Here is a 22,644-nt window from a genome sequence, read left to right as displayed (position 1 = left end):
CTGATTTCACCTTTATTTACAATAAGCACCTAACATCTGAAACGATTTTTCCTCTTTAAAAGCCGCCTATTATGAACAATGACAATACTATTAACGAAGAGCAAGATGAAGACTTGGACATTCTTGGTGTCATATTCAAATACTTACGCTATTGGTACTGGTTTGTACTTACTGGGGCCATTGGAATGGGATGGGCTTATCAATACCTCCGACAATATACGCCAGTCTATGAGGTAAAAGCGTCGTTGTTGATTAAAGACGACCGCTCAAAACGCTTCAGTAAAGATATTAAAGACGAGTTTTCGGTCAATGACCCCAAGGTAATTGATAACGAAATCGAAGTGCTGAAATCAAGACCGTTGGTGGGCAAGGTAATTGATGCCCTCAACCTAACGGTTTCGTACTGGAAAGAAGGCTCAGCCCGTGATGAGGAGCTACATACCAAGAGCCCCATCAAAATAAACACGAAGGATTTGACAGACTATGCCTACGGAAACCCGCTGTACATTAAGCCGTTTGACGATAATAAGTATCAGGTAGTAACCGCAGACCAAAATATTTTGGGAACGTTTGATTATAGTCAGTTGGTTAAAACCAAACACGGTACTTTTAGGGTATTTAAGAGAGATAGCGTTAGTATTGTAGACAGTACGCCCATCAAGGTGCTTTTTCAATCCAGAGAGGGTCTAATTGGCGGCTTGGCTGGGAGCCTTCAGATAGCCCCCCTCAAAGAATATTATTCGACCATCATTTCCATTGGATTGCAAACGACGGTACCCGACAAAGGAAAAGATATTCTTAACAAACTTTTGGAGGAATACGCTTTTGGGACCCTAGAAGACAAAAACCGGGAGGCAACCAACACCCTACGTTTCATTGAGGAACGCCTAAAATTGGTAACTTCCGAACTCGGAGATGTAGAACAAGATGTAGAGCAGTACCGTCGTAGCCAAGGTATTACAGACCTCAGCTCAGAAGCAAGCCTCTTTTTGGGAAAAGTAGAGGAAAACGACGCCAAAATCAATGAATTGGATATTCGAGAGAACGTACTCAACGAGGTAGAACGATACCTCAACAGCACGCAGGTAGGAAACATCGCCCCCGCCACCATGATGGTAAATGACCCAGTGCTGAATTCTTACATCGACCAATTTGTGCAGTTGGAAGCCGAGAGAAGCAAGCTCGCCCAAACCGTTCAGCCTGGCAACCCTTATTTGGAAACGATAAACAACCAAATGAAAAATGTTAAACAGGCTATCCGTGAAAACCTCAACAACCAAAAGGCAAACATACAGGTAAGCCGAAGAAGTCTGGAGGCGCTTAATAACCGTCTTTCGGGCTCCATTTCTACCATTCCGCGCAAAGAAAGAGAGTATGTGGGTATCAAACGGCAGGCGGGAATAAAAGAGAATCTGTACCTATTATTGTTACAAAAAAGAGAAGAAACGGCGCTGTCGTATGCCTCGACCGTGACCGACAGCCGGGTGATTGAAGCGCCCTTCCTCACGGGGCAGATTCGGCCAAACAGCAAAAATATTTACATGATGGCTATTTTGTTGGCGTTGGTTATTCCTGCTACCATCATAGCGACCAAAGAGCTACTGACGAATACCGTTCAGACGAAGAAGGAAATAGAACGAAAAACGGGCTTGAAAGTGTTTGGTGAAATTGCCATTAAGCCCAGAGAAAATAAAGGCGAAATCATTGATACAGGTAGCCGCAGTTTTATCAGTGAACAGATCAGGATGATTCGCTCCAACATGAAATACATCCTCTCTAACGATGTACACGAAGGCATTGCCAATGTGATTCTTTTTACTTCGTCGACGGGCGGAGAGGGTAAAACCTTTGTGGCAACCAACATCGCGGCGTCGTTGGCGTTGCTTGACAAAAGAGTGGTTATTCTTGGATTAGACCTGCGCAAGCCCACCATTCACTCGTATTTAGGCGTCGCCAATAAAAAAGGGATTTCTAACTATTTGATTGGAAAAGCAAAGGCCGAAGACATCGTTGTGAGTACTTCTATCAACAATGTTTATCTAGCACCCAGCGGGCCTATGCCTCCCAATCCCTCTGAGTTGATTGCCAACGGCCGTATCAAGGACTTAATTGATGAACTTAAATACTCGTTTGATTACATCATCATGGATACTCCACCCATTGGTTTGGTGACTGATGCTACCCTTTTGGCCCCTTATGCTGAAGCAACGTTTTACCTGATACGTCACAACAAGACCCCTAAAATGTTTTTATCAACCATAAAGGAGCTGGACCGAAAGAAAACTTTCAAATCATTCAATCTGATTTTTAACGCTGTCAATATCAAAAAATCGGCAGATTATGGCTATGGCTACGGCTACGGTACCCAATATGGCGGCTATTACGGAGAAGAAAAAAGTTCGAAAGGCTGGTTTGACAAATTAATGGCTAAAAAATAATATCCCGTTACCCAATATTTATTTTTTGTTTTGGAGGAAAGAGTAGACTCCTGACTCCGTTGCTAAGCGCGCTTAATAAGTTTTAGTATATCAACACTTTACCCAGTTTTAACACTTTACCTAACACCGGTTTTTACCGCTGATACCGATGACTCATCGGCAACTTAACTTCATTGGAACAAACGTTCCAATCTCGGGAATATCAAAAGATATTTTGGAGATGCCCGTGCCTAGTTCGGTGTGTAAAAACGCCGTAAATCAGGCCATACCCGCTTATTTGTTGAAGTTTGGCTCCCCCAGTTCTTGGAGTCAAGTTGAGGCAGACGTTGTTTTGATGCGTAATTTTTCGCCTAAGGGCCCCAATTTGTATCTGGATGAGTTGATGCTCCAAAGATATAATCCAAATATTGTGTTGGAAACAATTAGGCGATTGATTGGCATCAATGGATATTTTGCCCTTAAAATTGTTACGGCAGAAAATATTAAATGTGAAATTCAGAAGGACATTTCCCCTTTCTTTCTTCGTCTTTATTATCCAGTGCACTTTTTGTTTAGGAGGGTTTTGCCCAAACTAGCTGGATTTCATACGTTTTACCGGAAGCTCCAAATCCCCGTTGATATGTCAAAGGCAGAAATAATGGGGCGCCTAATCTATAATGGCTTTCAAATCGTAGATGTAGTAGACGATTGTAAGGAGACGCTAATCATTGCTAAGATTAATCGTAAGAGTAATCCAAGTTTGACTAATCCAGAGGCGAGTGAAGGCGTGGTGTTTAGGATGAATAGAATAGGTAAAGGAGGGAAAAAGATGACCGTTTATAAATTTCGCTCCATGCACCCTTACGCTGAATACGTGCAGGAATACTTGCACAGCACGCAAGGATTGGATGCTGGTGGGAAATTTAAAAATGATTTTCGGGTAAGTACGGGAGGCCGGCTCATTCGGAAATACTGGATTGATGAATTGCCGATGCTGTACAACCTGCTTCGGGGTGATCTTAAATTGATTGGCGTCCGGCCCATCAGTGAGCATTACTTTGGGCTATACCCCGAGAAATTACAAGCTCTTCGTAAAAAACATACTCCGGGATTGCTGCCACCTTATTATGCAGATTTGCCCGAAACGTTTGAAGAAATTGTACAGTCTGAACTAACTTATTTGGAGGCCTACGAAAAGGCGCCTTTCAAAACGGATGTAAACTATCTGTGGAAAATTTTGAAAAACATTGTGATTAATAAAGCCCGTAGTAAATAACGGATGCGAAAAAGATGACAGGAGTAGAAGCCCCAAATAAAAAAGTCGCGGAGATCATTCAGATGGTTGATTTGAAGGGGCAGTACGCCAAAATCAAACCTTCCATTGATGCGGCCATTCACAACTGTTTGGATAATGCCACGTTTATCAAAGGCCCACAGGTAGCACATTTTGAGGCTCAATTGGCCGATTACCTTGGCGCAAATTATGTAGTTTCGTGTGGCAACGGCACCGATGCCCTCCAAATAGCGATGATGGCCCTCGAACTCAAACCAGGTGATGAAGTGATTGTGCCAGCGTTTACTTACGTAGCCACAGCCGAGGCCATTGGATTGCTAGGGCTTACCCCCGTGATGGTAGACGTAGACCCCTTGACATTCAACCTCAATAGACAGCTGGTAGAGGCCGCCATTACGCCCAAAACCAAGCTGGTGGTGCCCGTGCATTTATTTGGTCAATGCGCCGACGTGGAAGGAATACTGGACGTATGTACGGCCCATCAAATAGCCGTTATCGAAGATGCCGCGCAAGCCATTGGAGCCACGTATCGGTTTGCCGATGGTACCACAAAGAAGGCAGGAACGCTCGGAGATATGGGCACAACCTCATTTTTTCCCTCCAAAAACCTTGGTTGTTACGGCGATGGCGGTGCTGTATATATGCAAAGTCAAGAGTTGGCAAGGAAGGCAAGAATGATTGCTAATCACGGACAGGAGAAAAAATATATCCATGAAATGATTGGGATCAATTCAAGATTGGACTCCCTACAAGCGGCGATTTTGACCGAAAAACTGCGGTATTTGGATGAATATACCCTCGCACGCCAAAAAGCCGCCAGCCTGTACGATGCGGCATTGGCGGAGGTAGCGGCGGTTAAAATCCCGTTTCGAGCCGATTTTTCCACCCATGTCTTTCACCAATATACTTTGAAAGTGCCCGCGCCACACCGGGAGGGGTTGCAGGAATACCTGCGGCAAAGAAAAATTCCGAGCATGATTTATTATCCAGTACCGCTCAATCAACAGAAAGCATACCAACACTTAGGAAGAGTGGTGGGCAACCTGGCCGTAACTCAAGAGTTGTGTAAGCAGGTCATTTCTTTGCCGATGCACACCGAAATGACCGAGGCGCACATTGCCTATATTTCGGAAGCCATTGCCACTTATTTTTCCTGAGATTTTACGCATGGAGCCCGTTTTTATACACCCTACCGCCGTCGTAGACGAAGGTTGCGAAATAAGCGAAGGAACCAAAATATGGCATTTTTGCCACATTATGCCCGATTGTAAAATAGGACAAAACTGTAACATTGGTCAAAACGTCGTGATTTCGCCCGGGGTTATCTTGGGAAATAATGTGAAAGTCCAAAACAACGTCTCGATTTATACGGGCGTCACCTGCGACGATGATGTTTTTCTAGGGCCTTCGATGGTATTTACCAACGTGTCTAATCCCCGAAGCGCCATTAACCGTCGTGGACAGTACGAAAAAACGCACGTAGGAAAGGGGGCCAGTATCGGAGCCAATGCCACCATTGTATGCGGACACGACATCGGAGAATATGCATTTATCGGAGCCGGTGCCGTAGTGACCAAAAATGTTCCTCCGTACGCGCTCGTGCTCGGAAATCCCGCCCGGCAAGTGGGCTGGATAAGTGAATATGGTCACCGTTTGAGTTTTGATAATCATGGCCTTGCGACTTGTCCAGAGAGCGGGACGGTGTACAACCTCCACCAAAATATTGTATCCGCTATTCGTTAATTTCAATACCCTACTTCATGAAAACATTTGCAATTATTGGTGCAGCAGGCTTCATAGCACCCCGTCACATGAAAGCCATCAGAGATACTGAAAATGTGCTGCTGACGGCATTTGATAAGTCAGATTCGGTAGGCGTAATGGACAGTTATTTTCCCGAAGCTAATTTTTTTACTGAATTTGAACGCTTTGACCGGCACGTTGATAAGCTGCGCCGGGAGGGAAATCCCGTCGATTACGTGAGTATTTGTAGTCCCAATTACCTCCACGATGCCCACATCCGTTTTGGGTTGCGGAGTCATGCCCACGTGATTTGCGAAAAGCCGCTCGTGCTCAATCCTTGGAACATTGACGCGTTGAGCGAAATTGAGAGCGAAACGGGGAAAAGGGTTTATAACATCCTGCAACTCAGACTACACCCGAGCCTTATGGCCCTCAAAAAAAAGGTAGAAGAAGGGCCAGCCGATAAAATTTATGATATAGACTTGTCTTACATCACGTCAAGAGGCAAGTGGTACAATATCAGTTGGAAGGGTGATGTCAGTAAATCGGGCGGAATAGCCACCAATATCGGCATTCATTTTTTTGACGCGCTTACGTGGATTTTTGGCGCGGTAAAGCGGAATATCGTGCATTTGCACGAAGCAAATTCGGCGGCGGGCTATTTAGACTTGAAGCGCGCGCGCGTACGCTGGTTTTTAAGCACCGACTTCAACACCTTGCCCGAAGAAGCAAAATTGCGCAACAAAAGAACCTACCGCTCACTGCAAATGGAAGGCGAAGAAATTGAATTCAGCGACGGTTTTACCGACCTCCATACCCAAAGTTATCAACATATTCTGGACGGAAACGGGTTTGGTTTGTCGGAAGCTTATCCCTCTATTGAAATTGCACATAATATCCGAACCGCCCCCATTGCTGGCTTAACGGGTGATTATCACCCGTTTGCTAAACGGACCTTAGAGAAGGTTTGATAGAGGAGGTGATTGAAACGTAGCAATTAAATAAGAAAAATGCAGGTTGCCGACACAAAAAAATATGCGAACGCCATCGTTCCGAAAGATGCATTGTTTGACCTTCGTTTGAAGGAAATATGGCAGTACCGTGATTTATTGTTGCTGTTTGTAAAGCGAGATTTCGTGGCCAAATACAAACAGACCGTTTTAGGGCCCGTATGGTTTTTTATTCAGCCCATATTTCAAACTGCCATTTTAGCCCTTGTTTTTGCAGGCATGGCCAGTCTCTCCACCGACGGCATTCCGCCTATTCTGTTTTATCTAGCGGGCATTACCTGCTGGAATTACTTTGCCAACTGCCTGCGTACGACTTCTAACACCTTCACGGCCAATGCATCTCTGTTTGGTAAGGTGTATTTTCCGCGGGCGGTCACGCCTTTGTCCATCATCATCAGCAACCTGATTCAGTTCGGGATTGGATTGTTGTTGTTTTTGTTGTTGTATCTCTATTTTGTAGTAACAGGTGCGACTTTGTCACTCAATACATCATTGCTGCTCTTGCCCGTGCTTATTTTATTGATGGGGCTGATGGGGCTGGGGTTGGGAATGTTGGTGTCGGCCATGACCACCAAATACCGAGATTTGCAGTACCTAGTGGATTTTGGGGTGCAATTGTTGATGTATGCCACGCCCGTGATATTGCCGCTTTCGGCCGTACCCGACAAGTACCGCCCTCTGATGTTGGCCAATCCCATGACGGGCATCATTGAAACCTTCAAGTACAGTTTTTTTTCAACGGGAACGTTTTCTTGGGAGCTTTTGGGTTACTCGGCTGGATTCACTATTGTGGTATTTCTGTTGGGACTGGTGGTATTTAATTATACCGAGAAAAACTTTATGGATACGGTTTAGCGCTCGTACAAATTTTATTTTAGGGAGAAAATAAAATAATAGTTTTTGTTGCCATGAAATTGTCGAATAATAAATCATATATACTCTTTTTTATAGGAGCCTATGTTATTTTCTTTCTGGCGATTTCAAGAAACTTATTTACGCCGTATCTATGGTATGACGAAGCAGGTCAGTTTTGGATTGCAAAAGGTCTCAACCATGATTCAGAACCAATGACACCTGAAAAAGGCGTATTGGAAGTAATTGAAAATAACAAGTATTATAACCTAGATCCTGGAGGCTTCGGAATTTTATTGCACTATTGGACATTTATCTCTAATCACCATGTTTGGCTGAGAATGCTTCCCTTTTTTTTTTTTATTGGTGTAGTCATCTCATTTATTTATTTATCATTTGTCTGGACTAGAAATATCAATGTGGCAATCTTGATGGGTTTTATCCCCATATTATCCCCTAAACTACTTTATATGGCCTTTGAAATAAGGGCATATAGTATGGAATGTTTGGGTACGGTTATAGGGATTATTGCTTTAGAAAACTTAAATACTAGAATAACTTATCGAAAATTATTGCTGTGGAGTTGTGTGTTTTCTTTTTTTATGACATCCAGATATTCAGAGATTTTGATTTTATATATCGTTTCAATCTATGTATTATATCTCATAACAAAGTCTGAGTTAACATTAGCTCAAAAGGTGTTGTCAATACTATTGTATTCTCTCCCCCTTCTTGTAACGTTAGCTTATGTCTATTTTTTTGCACTAGTATTTCAAAACAATGATCTTCTTGAGCTGTATTATCTGCCTTATCTCAGTAAGGATATAAGCATTTTGGTTGAGCCTCAAAATATTTTAGCGCTTTTGTGTATTGCACTTTTGATAAGATTATTTTATCAAAAGCATAAATACCCACTAATAGAAAAATACCAATCTCTTGTATTTGTAACAGTTCTTAGTAATATTTTATTTATAATACTTTCTTTTTTGGGTAAACACCCTTGGTCACTGTCAAATTTTAGGTGTATTTCTCTTATAATGTTATTTACGATTTGTTTTGTTTCATTCTGTGGAGAAGTTATACTTAAAGTATTTGAAAAATCGACAGATATTGCCTATAACCTATCTTATGTGATGGTTTTTTTTTCTTTTTATTCAACTTCTGATAATTTATTTATAAGAAATCGACTTACCTATAATGTGTTTTATAACAAATATATATATGATAATTTTACTGTATTGAATACTAGTAAATATGATAAAATTTTTGTTGAGTATGGAGAAGGTCCTTTTATTAAATATTTATATGAATACGGAAAATTAAGTGCTCAGAAGAAGAAAGTATATCCTAATAAATTTACTTTTCAAAAAGGGACGGTACATTCTATCGGTAGGGAAGTGAAAAAGTTTACGGACGTTACGATTAATAAACTCCTTGAATTTGATTTAATCATCATGCCCTCAGAGGCAATACGAAGTAGATGTCCAGAATGCCGATATAAATTAGTTCATGGTACCAAAAATTTCTTCGAAAGGTATTAACTCTGGTGCCAAATAAAATTAGAAGTATGCTCAAATGAGTAATGTGAATCTTTGAAAATATTTTAGTGCTAAGTACAACTATTGGCTGAATTGCTGGAAAATGAAACCCATTATTAAAGTAGAAAATCTCTCCAAACAATACCGCCTTGGCACCATCGGGACGGGCACGCTCAGCAACGACCTGAAACGCTGGTGGCACAAAGTAAGAGGAAAAGAAGACCCTTTTTTGACCGTTGGAGAAAGCAATGACCGAACTTCAAAAGGCAGCAGTGACTACGTATGGGCGTTGAAAGATATTAACTTTGAAGTGATGCCTGGAGAGATTTTGGGCATTATTGGCAAAAACGGTGCAGGGAAATCAACACTCTTGAAAATACTCTCAAAGGTAACTGGACCCACCACGGGCCGTATTCTGTACGACGGACGCATTGGCAGTTTGTTGGAAGTTGGCACGGGCTTTCACCCTGAACTGACTGGGCGCGAAAATATCTACCTTAATGGGGCTATTTTGGGAATGACAAGACACGAAATACGGACCAAACTTGACGAAATAATTGACTTCTCGGGCTGTGAGCGCTACATTGATACGCCCGTAAAGCGCTACTCAAGCGGGATGACCGTACGTTTGGGCTTTGCGGTAGCCGCACACTTAGAGCCTGAGATTCTGGTGGTAGACGAAGTATTGGCCGTGGGCGATGCCGAATTCCAAAAGAAAGCCATTGGCAAAATGCAAGACGTTAGCCGCAATCACGGCCGGACGGTGCTGTTTGTGAGTCATAATATGGGAGCGGTGAAGAATTTGTGCACGAAAGGACTGGTAATTAATAATGGAACGATAACTTTTCAAGGAGATATTGAATCAGTTATTTACAATTACTTAATGGCAAAAGCAGATGCTGAAAATGATTTAATGAATACTGTAGATAGATTAGGTAACGGTAAAATAAGAGTTACTAATATTGTTATCTATGGAGAGGATAATCAGGAAAAAGATGAGATTTTAGCAGGCTCTAAGATGATTGTAAAAATCTTCTATAGAAAATTTGTGAAAGATAATATATCTGTGATTCCAACTTTGTCCATAATAAATCAATTTGAGCAATTTATATATTCACATCACAGCAGGCTTAATGGTGTTATTTTTAAAAACAGTTCAAATGAGGGCTATTTCAGTTTTGAAATAGCATCTTTAAATATAGTGCCTGGTAGTTATTATATTGGTTTCAGCTTACTGAGTAATAGTGAATTTTTAGATAGTCTTTCTTTTGCAAAAAAATTTTCTATAATAAGTAGTAATTTTTATAATAATGGAGAAACTCCTCCGTCATCCCATAGTTTAGTGTTAATTGAAGCAAAATGGAAATTAAATGAAAATATATAGAACGTTAAAACGTAATTTTTTTAATAAAATTATGCCAATATTAGAAGGTTTTAAGCTTAGGAGGCGTTTTGAAAGTGATTTCGAACTCTATAATACTCTAGCAACTGTAGAAGCTAAGGCTAAGAAAGAATACCTATATCCATGTTTATATGATGCAACAAGTGAAACATATATAGAGCCTATGTATTTTTATCAAGATGCTTGGGCTTTTGAAAGAATACTTCTAAATAATCCAAATGAACATATTGATATTGGATCAAGCCATAAACTAGTATCTTTTTTGTCAAAAATTACTAGCTTAACAATGGTTGATATAAGGCCCTTATCATTAGAAATGGACACTATAAAATTTATGAAAGGAGATATTTTGGATTTGCCTTTCAAAGAAGAATCTGTTGAGTCCTTATCCTCAATATGTGTAATTGAGCATATTGGCTTAGGTAGATATGGAGATAAAATAGATCCATTAGGTACGGAAAGAGCCGTTAAAGAAATAAATAGAGTTCTTAAAAAAGGGGCAAATTTCTATTTTTCTGTCCCAGTGGAAGAAATAAATAAAGTATATTTTAATGCTCACCGAGCTTTTAATGAAGAATATTTGCTATCATTTCTTTTTCCAAACTTTGAAGTTGTTGATAAAAAATATATTTATGGCACGAATTTCCAAAATACAATTAATGCTCAACAATTTGGAGTTGGCTGTTATCATTTAAAAAAAAGGTATTAGTATGGGAATTGTTAGAATGGGACCACCTGAGGATGTTATTGAATTTCTGAAGTCTTCTTTTAATGTAAATTTGTTTATAGAAACAGGTACATTTTATGGAGGGACTACAATTTGGGCTTCGAAAATTTTCGATAGAGTTAAAACTATAGAATATTCAAATGATATTTTTAATATTACTAAGGAGAAATATAAAGAATTGCAAAATGTAGATTTTATATTTGGTGATTCTAGAAAAGAACTAAAAGATATTGTTGCAGCTCTTGAAGCGCCAGCATTATTTTGGCTTGATGCTCATTGGTGTAGCTTTGGATCATATGGTGAAAAAGACCAATGTCCGCTTCTTGAAGAATTAGATATAATAAATTCGTCTGAATTTGAACATTTTTTATTGATTGATGATGCTCGTTTGTTTCTTTCCCCCCCACCTTTGCCCAATCTGTTAGAATATTATCCTAATATTCAACAAATTATTGAAAAACTAAATAAAAAACACCATGAGATTGTTATTTATGAGGACGTAATTATTGCAGTTCCATTTTTTGCAAAAAAAGTATTCTTAGAATTTATGCAAGAGAAAACTACTAAAGACCAAGAAGAAGCAAGTCGAAAATATGCTATTGATCAAAAGAAAAAAAAAATTAAATATGTTATAAAGAGAATTTTACGATTAGAGTTTTGATGATAGTAAGTATTGTAGAGTTAAATGGAGGTCTTGGTAATCAGATGTTTATTTATGCATTTTACTATGCCTTATCTAAAAAAGCTTCATTTTGGTTAACAGAAATTGACGTAGAGGCAAGTTATACACATCACAATGGTTATGAGTTGTCCTCTATTTTTAAAAAAATACCACCTATAAAAAAAAAATATCAAAGGAGAATTAAAAAAGTCCATACAACTTACCTTACAAAATATATTTTTAGGACTGTAAAAGAAAACAAAAGTGGTATTTTTCAAGCTGTCTATAGCCATTGTTTTCCTTTTATTGTATATAAAGGCTTTTGGCAGTCAGAACTTTATTTTAAGGAATACACATCTGATATTAGAAATATTTTTCAATTTCAATTTGACTACTTAAATACTAAAACTAAAATAATATTTGATACTATTACAAACTGTCAATCAGTAAGTGTACATATAAGAAAAGGTGATTACAGTTTTAATGAAGAATTGAACGGAGCTTGCACCTTGGAATACTATATTAATGCGATTAAAATAGTAGAAAAAAAACTTGAAAACCCTGTATATTTTGTATTTAGCGATGATTTAGAATGGGTTAAAAATAATTTTGTTTTTATTAATTATTATTTAATTGACTGGAATAAAGATACTGACAGCTGGCAGGATATGTTTCTAATGAGCACCTGCAAACACAATATTATTGCTAATAGTACATTTAGTTGGTGGGGGGCGTGGTTAAATAAATACGAACAAAAAATTGTTATTGCCCCTAAAAGATGGTTTAAGACATGGGATGCTAAAGATATTGTCCCTCAAAATTGGATAAAAATATAGGCGTGAGTAAAACACCATTACTTTTTTTGATTTTCAATCGGCCAGAAACCACAAAAGAAGTTTTTGAGGTCATCAAAAATCAAAGACCTGCTTGTCTTTTTATTGCCGCCGATGGTCCAAGAATTGAGAGGGAAGGAGAAGCTGAAAAATGCAGAATAACCAGAGAGGTAGTACTTCGAGGAATTGACTGGGATTGCGAAGTAAAAACTTACTTCAGAGATTCAAATGTAGGCTGTGGCCGAAATGTATCAGAAGCCATTACATGGTTTTTTGAACATGTACCAGAAGGAATTATATTGGAGGATGATTGCTTGCCTAATGATTCATTTTTCTCCTTTTGTGCTGAATTACTTGAAAAGTATCGTGAAAATAATGCTATATCTGCGATTTCAGGGAATAACTTTCAATTACAACAGCCTATGGGTATAGAGAATGATTATTATTTCTCTCTTTTTCCATCAAGTTGGGGATGGGCTACGTGGGCAAGAAGTTGGAAAGACTACGAATTATATATCAATAAGTGGGAGAAATTGGATAAGAAAGCTTTTCTTCAGTATTTGTTTGAAGAAAAGGAATACCAACTTTGGTGGAAAAATCAGTACGACTATTTTTTTAAAGAGAGACCCATTGATACATGGGATTTTCAATTCCATTTTCAAAGTATGATGAGACGGCAATTAGCGGTGATTCCTAAAGCTAATTTAATCTCAAATATTGGTCATGGGCCTGATGGGACTCACTTTAATAATCCTGATAGCTATTTTGCAAATATGCCCACTTATGAGTTAGACTTCCCCTTGACGCACCCCGAGTGTATTGAAAGAAATTATGAAGCAGATGTGTTCATTCAAGACATGCTTTTTGGCAGAGCAGAAGTGGTCAGTAATTTCAAAAAAATTAAGCGACTAATCAAACGCCTCATCAAGTATACGCCCCAATGACGCAGCTTTCGGTCATTACAATTAACTTGAATAATAGTGCAGGGTTACAAAAAACCATTGAAAGTGTGGTCAGTCAAACCTTTCAGTCATTTGAGTTTATTATCATTGATGGTGGGTCTACGGATAGCAGCGGTAGCGTGATTGAGGAGTACTCAAAGCACCTCACTTATTGGATTTCAGAACCTGATCGCGGGATTTACCACGCCATGAATAAAGGCATCAAGGTTGCCACGGGGAACTATTGTTTATTTTTAAACTCAGGTGATTGGTTGGTTAATCATACCGTGTTAGCTGATGTTTTTTCCGAAACCCCTACGGCAGATATTGTCGCGGGTGATGTATATTATTATGATAATCAACGAAATACGATACAGTGGCACGTTGTGTCTCCCGATGTATTGAGTGCCAAAACACTTTTTCAAGGTAGCTTGCCCCATCAGTCTACGTTTATTCGACGAGCTTTGTTTGAAAGTATAGGCTATTATAACGAGCGTCTGCGTATTGCGTCTGATTGGCTCTTCTTTGTGGAGGCTTTGCTAGAAAAAGGTTGTAGTTATAAACATTACAGTGGGGTGGTGTCTTATTTTAACATGGATGGAATAAGCTGTAATCCTGCCACTGATTCACTTCCTAAAAGGGAGCAACTGAGCGTGCTTCAACAAAAGTATCCTTTGTTTTTGGCTGATTATGACCGCTTGGCGCACTTGGAAGAACAGTCAAATCGGTGGGCGGCAAGCCGGGAATATCTTGTTTTTACTTATTTTCAAAAGATAGGATTGATTCAGGCGGGGGTGCTATTCTTGAGATTAGCCCGCTTTTTGAAGCGTAAAATGGCCTTTAACAGCTAATTATGAAAGCATTTCTAAAAAAAATAGCTCGAAAATACGGGTACGACATTCTACACTTGCCCACTGACCCGTTGGTAAGGCAGCGACTAGATTTACTGAAACAGTACGACATAAACCTGATTTTCGATATTGGTGCCAATGTAGGTCAGTATGCCCAAAAGATGAGGGAGATGGGGTATCAAGGCGAAATTGTTTCCTTTGAACCTCTACCTGCGGAATTTCAGCAACTCAAAAAAAAAGCGGAAGGTGATTTTCGGTGGAAAGCCGCAGAATTTGCGCTTGGTAATTTTAACGGGACAGCCGAAATCAACCTTGCCCAAAACTCATATAGCAGCTCAATTCTGGACATTCTGCCCGTGCACGTAGAAAGCGCTCCCGACTCTATTTATGTGGGGACCCAAACTGTGACAGTCCGTCGGTTGGATGATGTGATAGAGCAATATTATCTCCCAGGCCAAAATATACTTGTTAAAATAGATACGCAAGGCTTTGAAAGACAGGTTTTTGAGGGTAGTATGGCTTCGCTTTCCAAAATTAAGGGTTTCCAGATGGAATTGTCAATCGTGCCGCTGTACGAAGGCGAAACCCTGATGCAGGAAATGGTAGACTTGTTGAGAGGTCATGGATTTAAACTTAAACTCATCGAAGGCGGACACCGAAACTACGAGACGGGTGAGCTGCTTCAGGTAGAAGGGTATTTTTATCGATGAAATTATCAATCATCACCATCAATCTCAACAACTGCAAAGGGCTAGAAAAAACCATCAAGAGCGTAATTAGCCAGCGGTTTACGGATTATGAGTTTATTGTGATCGACGGTGGGTCAGATGACGGGAGCCTTGAATGTATAAAAGCGCACCAAAACTATATTCATTATTGGGTGTCAGAGCCCGACAAGGGGATTTACAACGCCATGAACAAGGGCATTGCACAGGCTAAAGGGGACTATTGCCTGTTTTTAAACTCGGGAGATTGGCTGGCCGAAAATGTGTTAATGAACAGCTTTGGAGCTGATTTTGAGGAAGATATTATCTATGGCAATTCCTATCTGGCTCACGGTAACGGAGCAATTGAAGAATTGAAATATCCGTCTCGGCTTTCTATGCGATATTTTTTCAGTGCAACCATTGGCCACCAGTGTACTTTTATCAAAACAGCACTTTTGAATGCTTACGGGGGGTATACCGAGAAATTTAAAATTCATGCTGATTATGAATTCTGGATTAAGGCGATAGTCATTGGTAATTGTACAGTGAAGCATTGGCCTGTATTCGTGTCTTATTATGATATGTCGGGGATTAGTTCTCAGCCCAATGAGTGGAGCCAAAATGAGCACAAGGCTATTTTGAATACGTATTTTTCGGCGAATATTTTGGCTGATTATGACTACTGGAAAAAACGAGAAAAGGAAATGGAGATTTTGATGTGGTATAAGCACCAGCAGACGTTATATCCACTCCTTGTGCTGTTTTATAAGGTGCTAAAAAATATCAGGAAGTTGCTTAAAATGAGCTATTGAGCGATGTTTGAAGTGCCTATTTTATTAATTGTTTTCAACCGTCCTCAGGCGGCTCAAAAAGTCTTTAATGAACTGAAGAAAATAAAGCCCAAATACTTGTTTGTGGCCGCAGACGGGCCAAGGCCCGACAAACCCGACGACGTTGTGAAGTGCGAGGCTACGCGGGAGATTTTCAAACAAATAGACTGGCCATGTGAATTAAAAACCTTGTTTCGCGACAAAAACCGAGGCTGCGGACACGGGCCCGCCGAGGCAATTACTTGGTTTTTTGAGCAAGTAGAAGCAGGAATTATCTTGGAGGATGACTGTGTGCCGAGCGCAGGATTTTTTCCGTATTGCTCCGTATTGCTCAAACGCTACAAAGAAGACGAAACGATTTATATGATTTCGGGAACCAATGCGCTGAAATCGTGGCGACGGAGGCGAAGCTCCTATTTTTATTCGTTGATGGGGCACAGTTTAGGCTGGGCCACTTGGCGCCGTGCGTGGCAAAAGTTTGACTATAGTATGGAAGCATGGAAGACCAAAGAAGGAAAAAAAACAATTCGGAAAGTGTTGAACAATCAACGTTATTTTCAACATTTTAAAACAGAATTTGACAAGATTTATATAGAAGAGCCCAATGATGTTTGGGATTTTCAATGGCTTTTTGCCCGTTGGCTCAACGGAGGGAAAACCATTGTTCCCTCGGTCAATTTAATTTCCAATATTGGCTTCAATGCAGATGCCACCCATTCATTCAATGAGAACGATTTATTGGCTAACCTTCCTTTGAAGTCGATTGTGTTTCCGCTAAAACGCCCCAAAAATAAATTGGATACTTTTTTTGATTGGTATGTTTTTGAACGATTTATTAATACTAAAAAACGAAGTTTTGTTAAAAAACTGGCGCTAAAATCGGTTAAATTAATGCTAAAATACCGATTTATATAATCTGTGAGGATGGCTGAGGGCAAAAGAAATATCTTAAATCTATCGGCATTGGATTATGCGGGAGCGGGTAAATTTGCAGTTGATTTTAATGATTTACTGGTTAGCTATGGGTATAATTCTTACTTGGTCGTAAAAGATGTCAAAACGGAAAATCCGGCCGTACTGCGCTATCCAGATCATAAATTTACGGCCCCTTTTGCCAAACTTTTCAGGAAAATGGCAAAAGTAAAATGGAACCGAGTACGTTTTGATTACGATTATTATTTCTATAATTTATATGAACAGTATTCTGTTGTATCTGCAAAAAAAATCCTTGAATTAATCCCTGCCAAACCCGATGTTATTTTTATTCATTGGGTAACTGATTTTCTGAATGCCAAAGTTATTAATGCGTTATATAAACTGACAGGTGCGAAAATATATTGGTTGATGATAGACAATGCCCCAATCACAGGAGGGTGTCATTATCCTTGGGAATGTAGGGGGTATCAGACTGATTGCGGCAATTGTCCAGCTATTGTGTTACCTGAGGTTAAGTGGTTGGCCCAAAAGAATTTAGCGTTGAAATTAACGTGTCTGCCCAAGAATATGGGCTTGTTGGTGTTTTCCGAAAGTGATCATCAAAGAGCGCGTCAATCTGCCGTCTTTAAACACAAATCTATTTATAAACTGCTAGGTTTGGTAGATGAAAATAAATTTGTTCTTGGTGATCAAGAAGCGGCTAAAGCGCATTTTGGATTGTCTTCCAACCATAAGGTGATTTTTTTTGGGGCGGCTTCTTTGAAGGAAAAAAGAAAAGGAATGCACTTGATGATAGAGGCTATCAAGCTGCTAGAGGCAGAAAATGTTACGTTTTTGATTGCAGGAAACGCGGCTTTGCCTTTTGAAAACCACAATGTCAAAACCATTGGATATTTAAACGAGGAGCAACTAATAAAAGCCTACCAAGCTGCGGATATTTTTGTCTGCCCTTCGATTGAAGACTCTGGCCCAATGATGATTAATCAATCTATTATGTGCGGAACACCCGTCGTGGCGTTCAATACTGGAGTCGCGCAAGATTTAGTGCATACTGACACAACTGGGTATAGGGCGGCTTTGGGTGATTATAAAGACTTAGCAAAAGGCATAACACAACTTCTCCAATTGGACGAAGCTACCCGTCGGACGATGGAGAAAAATTGTCGAGACTTTGCAATGTCACTTTATGGAAAGCAACCGTTCCACGCTCATATAGCTGAGTTAGTAAATGCGTGACATGATAAAATTAGACCAGCGATTAGGCCGAATTGAAGAGCTAGAATGGGATAGTCTTTTCTTCGGTCGTCGGATTGGCAAGATTGCATTAAATAATGATCAAGACTTAGAAGGACTTGACCAAACGCTTAGCCGCGCTCAACTTCATGACTATCGATTAATTTATGTTTTTGCTTATCCCAGCATTGTTCTGCCTATCTCGTTCTTTAAAAAGTTTGATAGCCAACTTGTTGATACAAAAGTTGTATATACGCAAAGACTCTCTGATGTGTTATCTAGTGAAAGTTTCGCTACGATTCACTCATTTAATTCTGCCGACACCCCTTCGGAATTATATAATTTGGCCTTTGAAAGCGGCCAACACTCAAGATACAGAGTAGATCCGTTTTTCTCTGAACAGGATTTTCAACGCCTTTACCGAGAGTGGATTGATAATTCAATTCTGGGTATTATTGCTGACAAAGTCTTTCTTTACAAACTTGATGAGAAGGTTTTGGGCATGGTTACTCTTAAAATGGTCGGAGATAAAGGAACGATTGGCCTGATGGCTGTCGAGGATGCGTATAGAGGACAGGGCATAGGGAAAACCCTGATGAATTATATCAAGAAGCTTTTAGTAAGTAAAGAAATAAAGCAATTGGAAGTAGCCACCCAAAAAGCAAACAGAGCCGCTTGCCTTTTTTATGAAAAAAATGGCTTTACTGTCGCCAGCGAAACAGATATTTATCACGTTTGGTTATGAGTGCTATTGAAATACCCTTTAATAAGCCTTACCTCACGGGTAAAGAAACCGCCTATATTGTTGAGGCAGTTCAATCGGGGAAAATTTCAGGTAACGGGCTATTTACCCAAAAATGTCATCGCTTTTTTGAAGAAAAATATGGATTCAAAAAAGTTTTATTGACCACATCCTGCACCGATGCGCTCGAAATGGCGGCCATATTGGCCAATATTCAACCTGGTGATGAAGTCATCGTACCTTCTTACACATTCGTTTCGTCGGCATTGGCATTCGTTAGGCAGGGAGCAAAGATTGTTTTTGCCGATAGCTACTCCGATAACCCCAATATTGATGCTACACAAATAGAAGCCCTTATTACGTCCAAAACCAAAGCCATTGTCCCCGTGCATTATGCCGGAGTTGCCTGTGACATGGACCTCATTATGGAGGTGGCAAACCGCTTTAATTTGTTGGTCATTGAGGATGCTGCTCAAGCCATAGACACCTACTATAAAGGCCAACCCCTAGGAACTATCGGGCATTTAGCCGCTTTTTCATTTCACGAAACCAAGAATATCATTGCTGGTGAAGGAGGAATGTTGGCTATAAATGATGAGCGATTTTTGAAGCGTGCCGAGACGATTTGGGAAAAAGGCACCAACCGGGCGGAGTTCTTTAGGGGTGAAATCAATAAATATGGCTGGGTAGACATAGGCTCTTCTTTTTTGCCTTCCGAGATTATTTCGGCTTTCCTTTATGCCCAGCTTGAAAATATGGAAGATATTCAGCAAAAGCGAACGGCCCTTTGGAATTATTACCATGAAAAATTGAGCCCTTTGGCAGCTCAAGGTTTTATTCAGCTCCCGTCGCTACCCGATTATACGACCAACAATGCGCATTTATTTTACCTGATTTGTCATTCCATCAACGATAGAGAAACCCTCATAAAGCGACTGAAAGAAAACGGGATTTTAGCCGTATTTCACTATTTAAGTTTGCACAGCAGTCCATTTTACACGGCAGAACACGATGGAAGGTTGCTGAGTAATTCCGATTACTTCAGTGATTGTTTGGTGCGACTCCCGTTGTTTTATGAATTGACTTTCAGGGATATAGATAAAATAACTGCGCTCATTGAACAAATATATTCTGAGTACAACCATGCTCAAGCTGTCCATCATTACCATTAATTACAACAACGGTGAAGGGCTGAAAAAAACCATCGAAAGCGTGGTTAATCAAACCTCTCAAGACTTTGAATATTTGGTTATTGATGGCGGGTCAACCGACGGGAGTGTAGAAATAATCAAGAGATATTCTGATAAAATCGACTATTGGATAAGTGAGCCCGACAATGGTATTTATCATGCCATGAACAAAGGGATTTTGAAAGCAAAAGGTCAATATTGCCAATTTCTCAACTCGGGAGATTATCTAATAGCACCCGATGTGACCGCGAAAATGCTCGACAACCTGCCTGATTGCAGTATTTTGTATGGCAATAAAATTCGGGAAGTCAACGGTAAAACGCAGGTAGAGCGCAGTTTTGCGGGCCGACAAGTGACCCTGTTTGATATGTATATCTCTACATTTTTTCACGCACCCGCTTACATCAAAAAGTCGCTGTTTGATACCTACGGGTTGTACGATGAATCGCTCAAAATCGTGTCAGATTGGAAATTTTACCTCATTACCATCGGACTAAACAACGAAAAAGTCGTGTACAAGGACATTGATTTGGTGTGGTTTGACCCCAACGGAATCAGTAGTACCAATAAAGCATTGGATAAACAGGAACGGAAATCTGTCTTGGAACAGGTGCTGCCGCCCAATATTCGGTTGGATTATGAAGAGTTTGCGCGTGACGGTCAAATCATGCGCCGGTTAAAAAAAAGTAAATGGGCTTGGTTTATGGTCCTTAATCTCTATCGACTCTTTTTTAGAGTTGATAAGTATTTGTAAAACAGTTGATTATGAAACAATTTCTTTCTGGAATCCTTGACAAGTTAGGGTTTATGGTCGTTACCAAACGAAAAATAAAGACCTATCAGTTGGCAAAACTAGAGCAAGAGTATCCGATGTTGGAAGACAAAGGGATATTTATAAAAGCGCGGGCTAATGAAGGGTTAAAGAAAAAACTGGTGGAACAAGGCAAAACACGCTGGTTAGAAATCGGTTGCGGAGGCACGTTTGATGACTATTTCGTGTATATCGACCTGTTTCCCGAAACATTGGTCAATCAAAAAGGGAAATATTACCGCCTAGATATGGTCAATGCCACCGATGAGAGCCTTCAAAAACTCGGTAAATTTGACTTGATACGGATGCAGCACGTGTTTGAACACTTTACGCCCGAAGCAGGAAGAACGGTGCTGGAGAATTGTGCCAAGCTCCTCAATAAGGACGGGTATATCCTCATCTCTACGCCCGATTTGAGAAAGTACATCGGATTTTATTTGTCAGGTCAAATCAGAAATAATTTTGATTGGGCTTTGAATCGAATCCCGAAAGATAGCCCCAACAGCTTTTATTTTTCCGTTTTTTCGCATAGTCTGCCGTTCGAAAAACACGAATGGTGCTACGACGCTGAGGGGTTACTTTATCAAATGGAAATGGTCGGAAAATTTAAAAACGCCCGAGAAATTACGCTTGAAGATGAAATGGCCAATATTCCTTTTACCCACAATCGGCCCAACGAAGATGTTTGTGTGCTAGCTCAATTGAAGTAGGTTACCCATGAAAGTGTATCTTGACCCTTGGACAGATGTAGATTATACGGCATTTTATATTCAAGGTCTGTACGAAATGTATGGTAGAAAGAATGTTATGTTTTCTCAGCGTTATTTTAAGGGACAAAAACCTAACAGGGCCTTAAAGTTTGTGGTAGAAAGTGAAGCGAAAACCATCAGGTACCTGATTGATTGGAGTGATGCAACCACTGTGGAGCCAGAAGACTATGAATGGTGCGATTTTTACGGTAAAATCAATTATAATGAAAAGGCAACTCCCGAAGAATTAAGGGCAAAAATCATCAGGATGGCTCCAGGGTTCGGCATCAAAATATGGAATTTGTATCAGAGCGCGTTTCTTGCGGGTTCAAATTATCTTAAATCAAACCCTCCCTTGAAGCAGACCAAGCGATTTTTGTCAAAGTATATAAAGCAAAATAGGCATCTACCAATAGAAGGTTATCAGCCTAGACAATCAAAGAGCGACTATGTGTTCTCCGTGAGCGCCTTGTGGAACAGTGATGAATGGATTCGCAATGATGAAACCGTCAATTTATACCGCGCTCGCTTTTTTGAGGTCTGTAAATCAATCAAAAACCTGCATTTTGAAGGCGGGTTTGTCTATAGCCAAATCAAAAATATGAATCCTCGTTTTCAACATTTAATGTTGGATACGGATTGGATTTTGAAAGAAGAATACATCGCTAAAATCAAGGATTCAACGCTCGTTTTTAATACGCCCGCTTGGGCTATGTGCCACGGGTGGAAATTAGGGGAGTATTTGGCCTTAGGCAAAGCCATTATTTCAACGCCCTTGATAAATGATTTGCCCGTTCCGCTTGAACATGGGAAGCACATTCATTACGTATCTGGTGAAGAAGATGAGATAAAAAAAGCCGTTGAACTTTTGCTCAACGACAATGAATACCGACAACATTTAGAAAAGGGTGCGTATGAGTATTATGCAAAGTATGCATCGCCTATTCAATCGGTAAAACTGTTGGTTGGAGAGGTTTGTGAATGATGACGTCCAACTTTGAAGCTATTCTTTTACCTAGTTCGACGGTATACAACAAAATAGATGTACTGAGGTAGATAAAAGACTAGAATGAAATGCACTTTTGTGGACATATCAGCAAAAGAATACCCGTTCAATCCAAAGAATCTTTATGACCTGTCAAAGTTTTCCTAAAATAACAATTTAACAGTCAATCAA

General features: G+C 39.9%; 22 protein-coding genes. All 22 read left to right on the top strand.

Features of this window, described 5'->3' with window-relative positions:
- The first annotated feature begins 71 nt into the window (after positions 1-71).
- Positions 72-2,438, top strand: coding sequence for a GumC family protein (locus NCI00_RS02230; RefSeq protein WP_253524563.1), 2,367 nt, complete (start codon positions 72-74; stop codon positions 2,436-2,438).
- A 148-nt stretch (positions 2,439-2,586) separates the two neighbouring features.
- Complete coding sequence (locus NCI00_RS02225) at positions 2,587-3,693, top strand: sugar transferase (RefSeq protein WP_253524559.1); 1,107 nt, start codon at positions 2,587-2,589, stop codon at positions 3,691-3,693.
- 14 nt (positions 3,694-3,707) lie between these two features.
- The gene (locus NCI00_RS02220; protein WP_253524556.1) at positions 3,708-4,868 is read left to right on the top strand and encodes a DegT/DnrJ/EryC1/StrS family aminotransferase; all 1,161 of its coding nucleotides are present in this window, start codon (positions 3,708-3,710) and stop codon (positions 4,866-4,868) included.
- A 10-nt stretch (positions 4,869-4,878) separates the two neighbouring features.
- A complete protein-coding gene (locus tag NCI00_RS02215) occupies positions 4,879-5,454 on the top strand; it encodes an acyltransferase (protein WP_253524553.1) in 576 nt (191 codons plus the stop codon).
- A 17-nt stretch (positions 5,455-5,471) separates the two neighbouring features.
- A complete protein-coding gene (locus NCI00_RS02210; protein ID WP_253524550.1) occupies positions 5,472-6,425 on the top strand; it encodes a Gfo/Idh/MocA family oxidoreductase in 954 nt (317 codons plus the stop codon).
- Between the two features lie 39 nt (positions 6,426-6,464).
- Positions 6,465-7,319 (top strand): ABC transporter permease, encoded by an 855-nt coding sequence (locus NCI00_RS02205; RefSeq protein ID WP_253524547.1) that lies wholly within the window; start codon positions 6,465-6,467, stop codon positions 7,317-7,319.
- A 53-nt stretch (positions 7,320-7,372) separates the two neighbouring features.
- Complete coding sequence (locus NCI00_RS02200; protein ID WP_253524545.1) at positions 7,373-8,857, top strand: glycosyltransferase family protein; 1,485 nt, start codon at positions 7,373-7,375, stop codon at positions 8,855-8,857.
- Positions 8,858-8,957: 100 nt separating this feature from the next.
- Positions 8,958-10,238, top strand: a complete 1,281-nt coding sequence (locus NCI00_RS02195) for an ABC transporter ATP-binding protein (RefSeq protein WP_253524542.1) — start codon at positions 8,958-8,960, stop codon at positions 10,236-10,238.
- Positions 10,225-10,965: a class I SAM-dependent methyltransferase gene (locus NCI00_RS02190; protein WP_253524539.1), complete on the top strand. Its 741-nt coding sequence runs from the start codon at positions 10,225-10,227 to the stop codon at positions 10,963-10,965. Before NCI00_RS02195 ends, NCI00_RS02190 begins: the two co-directional genes overlap by 14 nt.
- A 1-nt stretch (position 10,966) precedes the next feature.
- Positions 10,967-11,644 (top strand): hypothetical protein, encoded by a 678-nt coding sequence (locus NCI00_RS02185; protein WP_253524537.1) that lies wholly within the window; start codon positions 10,967-10,969, stop codon positions 11,642-11,644.
- Positions 11,644-12,480, top strand: a complete 837-nt coding sequence (locus NCI00_RS02180; protein ID WP_253524535.1) for an alpha-1,2-fucosyltransferase — start codon at positions 11,644-11,646, stop codon at positions 12,478-12,480. The genes NCI00_RS02185 and NCI00_RS02180 overlap by 1 nt, the downstream gene beginning before the upstream one ends.
- Positions 12,465-13,421: a nucleotide-diphospho-sugar transferase gene (locus NCI00_RS02175; protein WP_253524533.1), complete on the top strand. Its 957-nt coding sequence runs from the start codon at positions 12,465-12,467 to the stop codon at positions 13,419-13,421. The genes NCI00_RS02180 and NCI00_RS02175 overlap by 16 nt, the downstream gene beginning before the upstream one ends.
- A complete protein-coding gene (locus tag NCI00_RS02170; RefSeq protein WP_253524531.1) occupies positions 13,418-14,269 on the top strand; it encodes a glycosyltransferase family 2 protein in 852 nt (283 codons plus the stop codon). Before NCI00_RS02175 ends, NCI00_RS02170 begins: the two co-directional genes overlap by 4 nt.
- A gap of 2 nt (positions 14,270-14,271) precedes the next feature.
- Positions 14,272-14,979 (top strand): FkbM family methyltransferase, encoded by a 708-nt coding sequence (locus NCI00_RS02165; RefSeq protein WP_253524529.1) that lies wholly within the window; start codon positions 14,272-14,274, stop codon positions 14,977-14,979.
- Positions 14,976-15,788, top strand: coding sequence for a glycosyltransferase family 2 protein (locus NCI00_RS02160; RefSeq protein WP_253524527.1), 813 nt, complete (start codon positions 14,976-14,978; stop codon positions 15,786-15,788). The genes NCI00_RS02165 and NCI00_RS02160 overlap by 4 nt, the downstream gene beginning before the upstream one ends.
- Positions 15,789-15,791: 3 nt before the next feature.
- Positions 15,792-16,721: a nucleotide-diphospho-sugar transferase gene (locus NCI00_RS02155; RefSeq protein WP_253524525.1), complete on the top strand. Its 930-nt coding sequence runs from the start codon at positions 15,792-15,794 to the stop codon at positions 16,719-16,721.
- Positions 16,722-16,730: 9 nt separating this feature from the next.
- On the top strand, positions 16,731-17,978 hold the full coding sequence (locus tag NCI00_RS02150) for a glycosyltransferase (RefSeq protein ID WP_253524522.1): 1,248 nt from the start codon (positions 16,731-16,733) through the stop codon (positions 17,976-17,978).
- A gap of 1 nt (position 17,979) precedes the next feature.
- The gene (locus NCI00_RS02145; protein WP_253524520.1) at positions 17,980-18,720 is read left to right on the top strand and encodes a GNAT family N-acetyltransferase; all 741 of its coding nucleotides are present in this window, start codon (positions 17,980-17,982) and stop codon (positions 18,718-18,720) included.
- On the top strand, positions 18,717-19,889 hold the full coding sequence (gene rffA, locus NCI00_RS02140; protein WP_253524516.1) for a dTDP-4-amino-4,6-dideoxygalactose transaminase: 1,173 nt from the start codon (positions 18,717-18,719) through the stop codon (positions 19,887-19,889). The genes NCI00_RS02145 and rffA overlap by 4 nt, the downstream gene beginning before the upstream one ends.
- Complete coding sequence (locus NCI00_RS02135; protein ID WP_253524513.1) at positions 19,861-20,661, top strand: glycosyltransferase family 2 protein; 801 nt, start codon at positions 19,861-19,863, stop codon at positions 20,659-20,661. The genes rffA and NCI00_RS02135 overlap by 29 nt, the downstream gene beginning before the upstream one ends.
- A gap of 11 nt (positions 20,662-20,672) precedes the next feature.
- Positions 20,673-21,428 carry a methyltransferase domain-containing protein gene (locus NCI00_RS02130; RefSeq protein ID WP_253524510.1) on the top strand — a complete coding sequence of 252 codons (756 nt, stop codon included), beginning with the start codon at positions 20,673-20,675 and terminating at the stop codon, positions 21,426-21,428.
- A 7-nt stretch (positions 21,429-21,435) separates the two neighbouring features.
- Positions 21,436-22,452, top strand: a complete 1,017-nt coding sequence (locus tag NCI00_RS02125; protein WP_253524507.1) for a glycosyltransferase — start codon at positions 21,436-21,438, stop codon at positions 22,450-22,452.
- Positions 22,453-22,644: the final 192 nt, after the last annotated feature.

The sequence above is a fragment of the Runella salmonicolor genome (genome assembly GCF_024158025.1).
GTDB classification, from domain to species: Bacteria; Bacteroidota; Bacteroidia; order Cytophagales; family Spirosomataceae; genus Runella; species Runella salmonicolor.
Note: the sequence above shows the minus strand (reverse complement) of the source record. Positions and strands in the feature narration are given on the sequence as shown.

Excerpts from the sequence above, each read along its gene's own strand:
- NCI00_RS02230 (WP_253524563.1), top strand. The coding sequence starts at position 72 with ATGAACAATGACAATACTATTAACGAAGAGCAAGATGAAGACTTGGAC.
- NCI00_RS02225 (WP_253524559.1), top strand. The coding sequence starts at position 2,587 with ATGACTCATCGGCAACTTAACTTCATTGGAACAAACGTTCCAATCTCG.
- NCI00_RS02220 (WP_253524556.1), top strand. The coding sequence starts at position 3,708 with ATGACAGGAGTAGAAGCCCCAAATAAAAAAGTCGCGGAGATCATTCAG.
- NCI00_RS02215 (WP_253524553.1), top strand. The coding sequence starts at position 4,879 with ATGGAGCCCGTTTTTATACACCCTACCGCCGTCGTAGACGAAGGTTGC.
- NCI00_RS02210 (WP_253524550.1), top strand. The coding sequence starts at position 5,472 with ATGAAAACATTTGCAATTATTGGTGCAGCAGGCTTCATAGCACCCCGT.
- NCI00_RS02205 (WP_253524547.1), top strand. The coding sequence starts at position 6,465 with ATGCAGGTTGCCGACACAAAAAAATATGCGAACGCCATCGTTCCGAAA.
- NCI00_RS02200 (WP_253524545.1), top strand. The coding sequence starts at position 7,373 with ATGAAATTGTCGAATAATAAATCATATATACTCTTTTTTATAGGAGCC.
- NCI00_RS02195 (WP_253524542.1), top strand. The coding sequence starts at position 8,958 with ATGAAACCCATTATTAAAGTAGAAAATCTCTCCAAACAATACCGCCTT.
- NCI00_RS02190 (WP_253524539.1), top strand. The coding sequence starts at position 10,225 with ATGAAAATATATAGAACGTTAAAACGTAATTTTTTTAATAAAATTATG.
- NCI00_RS02185 (WP_253524537.1), top strand. The coding sequence starts at position 10,967 with ATGGGAATTGTTAGAATGGGACCACCTGAGGATGTTATTGAATTTCTG.
- NCI00_RS02180 (WP_253524535.1), top strand. The coding sequence starts at position 11,644 with ATGATAGTAAGTATTGTAGAGTTAAATGGAGGTCTTGGTAATCAGATG.
- NCI00_RS02170 (WP_253524531.1), top strand. The coding sequence starts at position 13,418 with ATGACGCAGCTTTCGGTCATTACAATTAACTTGAATAATAGTGCAGGG.
- NCI00_RS02165 (WP_253524529.1), top strand. The coding sequence starts at position 14,272 with ATGAAAGCATTTCTAAAAAAAATAGCTCGAAAATACGGGTACGACATT.
- NCI00_RS02160 (WP_253524527.1), top strand. The coding sequence starts at position 14,976 with ATGAAATTATCAATCATCACCATCAATCTCAACAACTGCAAAGGGCTA.
- NCI00_RS02155 (WP_253524525.1), top strand. The coding sequence starts at position 15,792 with ATGTTTGAAGTGCCTATTTTATTAATTGTTTTCAACCGTCCTCAGGCG.
- NCI00_RS02150 (WP_253524522.1), top strand. The coding sequence starts at position 16,731 with ATGGCTGAGGGCAAAAGAAATATCTTAAATCTATCGGCATTGGATTAT.
- NCI00_RS02145 (WP_253524520.1), top strand. The coding sequence starts at position 17,980 with ATGATAAAATTAGACCAGCGATTAGGCCGAATTGAAGAGCTAGAATGG.
- rffA (WP_253524516.1), top strand. The coding sequence starts at position 18,717 with ATGAGTGCTATTGAAATACCCTTTAATAAGCCTTACCTCACGGGTAAA.
- NCI00_RS02135 (WP_253524513.1), top strand. The coding sequence starts at position 19,861 with ATGCTCAAGCTGTCCATCATTACCATTAATTACAACAACGGTGAAGGG.
- NCI00_RS02130 (WP_253524510.1), top strand. The coding sequence starts at position 20,673 with ATGAAACAATTTCTTTCTGGAATCCTTGACAAGTTAGGGTTTATGGTC.
- NCI00_RS02125 (WP_253524507.1), top strand. The coding sequence starts at position 21,436 with ATGAAAGTGTATCTTGACCCTTGGACAGATGTAGATTATACGGCATTT.